Below are 3,713 nucleotides of genomic sequence, written 5' to 3'. Positions count from 1 at the left end.
CGGCCGCACAGTCCTCGCGGTGACCGCGACCGGCCGCGAGGCGGAGGACCTGGCAGCCGCCCTGCGCTCACTGCTCCCGGCGGACGGCGTCGTGGAGTACCCCTCCTGGGAGACCCTTCCGCACGAGCGCCTCAGCCCGCGCAGCGACACCGTGGGCCGTCGCCTCGCCGTGCTGCGCCGCCTGGCCCACCCGAGGGACGACGACCCGGAGACGGGCCCGGTCTCCGTCGTCGTAGCGCCGGTGCGGTCCGTGCTGCAACCGCAGGTCAAGGGTCTCGGAGACCTGGAGCCGGTCGCCCTGAGATCCGGCCAGTCCGCCGACCTGAACGCGATCGTGGACGCGCTCGGCGCCGCCGCCTACGCGCGCGTGGAGCTCGTCGAGCGGCGCGGCGAGTTCGCCGTACGCGGCGGCATCCTGGACGTGTTCCCGCCCACCGAGGAACACCCCCTGCGCGTCGAGTTCTGGGGCGACGACGTCGAGGAGATCCGCTACTTCAAGGTGGCCGACCAGCGCTCCCTTGAGGTCGCCGAACACGGCCTGTGGGCACCCCCCTGCCGTGAACTCCTGTTGACGGAAGACGTCCGCACGCGCGCGCGTGCCCTCGCCGAAGCACACCCCGAACTGGGCGAGCTGCTCGGCAAGATCGCCGAGGGCATCGCCGTAGAGGGCATGGAGTCCCTTGCCCCGGTGCTCGTCGACGACATGGAGCTGCTGCTGGACGTGCTGCCCAAGGGCGCGATGGCCGTCGTATGCGATCCGGAGCGGGTACGCACGCGTGCCGCCGATCTCGTAGCCACTTCGCAGGAGTTCCTGCAGGCCTCCTGGGCGGCCACCGCGGGTGGCGGCGAGGCGCCCATCGACGTCGACGCGGCCTCCCTGTGGTCCATCGCGGACGTACGGGACCGGGCGCGCGAGCTGGACATGATGTGGTGGTCCGTCTCGCCGTTCGCGGCCGATGAAGAGCTCGACGCGGACACGCTCAAGCTCGGCATGCACGCGCCCGAGACCTACCGCGGCGACACCGCGAAGGCCCTCGCCGACACCAAGGGCTGGCTCGCCGACGGCTGGCGCACGGTCTTCGTCACCGAGGCCCACGGCCCCGCCGCCCGCACCGTCGAGGTCCTCGGCAGCGAGGGCGTCGCGGCCCGCCTGGAGACGGAGCTGGGGGAGATCGCCCCCTCCGTAGTGCACGTGGCGACCGGCTCGATCGACTACGGCTTCGTCGATACGGCACTGAAGCTCGCCGTCCTCACGGAGACCGACCTCTCCGGGCAGAAGGCCGCCGGCAAGGACGGCGTCCGGATGCCGGCCCGCCGCCGCAAGACCATCGACCCGCTCACCCTGGAGGCGGGCGACTACATCGTCCACGAGCAGCACGGTGTGGGCCGCTACATCGAGATGGTGCAGCGCACGGTGCAGACCGCCACGCGCGAGTACCTGGTCGTCGAGTACGCCCCCGCCAAGCGCGGCCAGCCCGGGGACCGGCTGTACATCCCCACCGACCAGCTGGAGCAGATCACCAAGTACGTCGGCGGCGAGTCCCCGACCATGCACCGCCTCGGCGGCGCCGACTGGACGAAGACCAAGGCGCGCGCCAAGAAGGCCGTCAAGGAGATTGCGGCCGACCTCATCAAGCTGTACTCGGCCCGGATGGCCGCCCCGGGGTACGCGTTCGGCGCGGACACGCCCTGGCAGCGCGAGCTGGAGGACGCCTTCCCGTACGTGGAGACGCCCGACCAGTTGACGACCATCGCCGAGGTCAAGGACGACATGGAGAAGTCGATCCCGATGGACCGGCTGGTCTGCGGCGACGTCGGCTACGGCAAGACCGAGATCGCCGTCCGGGCCGCCTTCAAGGCCGTACAGGACGGCAAGCAGGTCGCCGTCCTCGTCCCGACGACCCTCCTGGTGCAGCAGCACTTCGGGACGTTCACCGAGCGGTACTCGCAATTCCCGGTCAACGTAAGGGCGTTGAGCCGCTTCCAGACCGACACGGAGGCGAAGGCGACCCTGGAGGGCCTGCGCGAGGGCTCCGTGGACCTCGTCATCGGCACCCACCGCCTGTTCTCCTCCGAGACCAAGTTCAAGGATCTCGGCCTGGTCATCGTCGACGAGGAGCAGCGTTTCGGCGTCGAGCACAAGGAGCAGCTGAAGAAGCTGCGCGCCAACGTGGACGTGCTGACGATGTCCGCCACCCCGATCCCCAGAACCCTGGAGATGGCGGTCACCGGCATCCGCGAGATGTCGACGATCACGACGCCCCCGGAGGAGCGTCACCCTGTGCTGACGTTCGTCGGCCCCTACGAGGAGAAGCAGATCGGCGCCGCGATCCGCCGTGAACTCCTGCGCGAGGGCCAGGTCTTCTACATCCACAACCGGGTCGAGTCGATCGACCGCGCGGCGGCGCGTTTGCGCGAGATCGTCCCGGAGGCGCGCATCGCGACCGCCCACGGCCAGATGTCGGAGCAGTCGCTGGAGCAGGTCGTCGTCGACTTCTGGGAGAAGAAGTTCGACGTCCTGGTGTCGACGACGATCGTCGAGTCGGGCATCGACATCTCCAACGCCAACACGCTGATCGTCGAACGAGGCGACAACTTCGGCCTGTCGCAGCTCCACCAGCTCAGGGGTCGTGTCGGCCGGGGCAGGGAGCGCGGCTACGCCTACTTCCTCTACCCCCCGGAGAAGCCCCTGACGGAGACGGCCCACGAACGCCTCGCCACGATCGCGCAGCACACGGAGATGGGCGCGGGCATGTACGTGGCGATGAAGGACCTGGAGATCCGAGGAGCCGGAAACCTCCTGGGCGGCGAACAGTCCGGCCACATCGCGGGCGTCGGCTTCGACCTGTACGTCCGCATGGTCGGCGAGGCGGTCGCCGACTACCGCGCCTCCCTGGAGGGCGGGGTCGAGGAGGAACCGCCCCTGGAGGTCAAGATCGAGCTCCCGGTCGACGCCCACGTCCCGCACGACTACGCCCCCGGCGAGCGCCTGCGCCTGGCGGCCTACCGCTCCATCGCCTCCGCCAACACGGAGGAGGACATCAAGGCCGTACGCGAGGAACTCGTCGACCGCTACGGCAAGTTGCCCGAGCCGGTGGAGAACCTGCTGCTGGTGGCCGGCCTGCGCATGCTCGCCCGCGCCTGCGGTGTCGCCGACATCGTCCTCCAGGGCACGAACATCCGCTTCGCCCCGGTGGAGCTGCGCGAGTCCCAGGAACTGCGCCTCAAGCGCCTCTACCCGGGCACCGTCATCAAGCCGGCCGCCCACCAGGTACTGGTCCCGCGCCCGAAGACGTCCAGGGTGGGCGGGAAGCCGTTGGTGGGGCGGGAGTTGCTGGGATGGGTGGGGGAGTTCCTGGCGACGATCCTGGGGTCGTAACGGCGGCGTGAGGGCCTGGTGCGCCGCGCTCTTGGCGAGTCCGGCGGGGCGGGGGCACCCTTTGGGAAAAGTGTGACACCTCTTCGGAAGGTGTCACGCTTCTCCAGTTGTGTACAGGCGCCCGGTCCGCTGCCGGGGTCGGCCGACGGTATGTCCGGGGCGGGGCCGGGCCTGGCCTGATGTCCGGAGCGGGCTCGGGCCTGCCTACCTGAAGGCGCCCAACGGACTTTCGCGTACGGCGAGTTGAGCGGCGACAGCGAGCCCGCCCTGGTCCCCCCCCGCCCTGGTCACCCCCCGGCCCGGGTCACCCCCCGCCCGGGTCGCCCACCGCCCG

1 protein-coding gene is annotated in these 3,713 nt (G+C 70.4%); it reads left to right on the top strand.

Going from position 1 to position 3,713, the window contains the following annotated elements; genetic code table 11:
- Nucleotides 1-3,379, top strand: a 3,379-nt coding sequence (gene mfd / locus R6V09_RS48465; protein ID WP_317887825.1) for a transcription-repair coupling factor, incomplete at its 5' end; no start/stop codon positions are given.
- Nucleotides 3,380-3,713 lie beyond the last annotated feature (334 nt).

Source organism: Streptomyces sp. W16 (assembly GCF_033194735.1).
Lineage (GTDB): Bacteria > Actinomycetota > Actinomycetes > Streptomycetales > Streptomycetaceae > Streptomyces.
The sequence above is the reverse complement of the archived record's forward strand: the minus strand, read 5'-3'. Positions and strand labels throughout refer to the sequence as shown.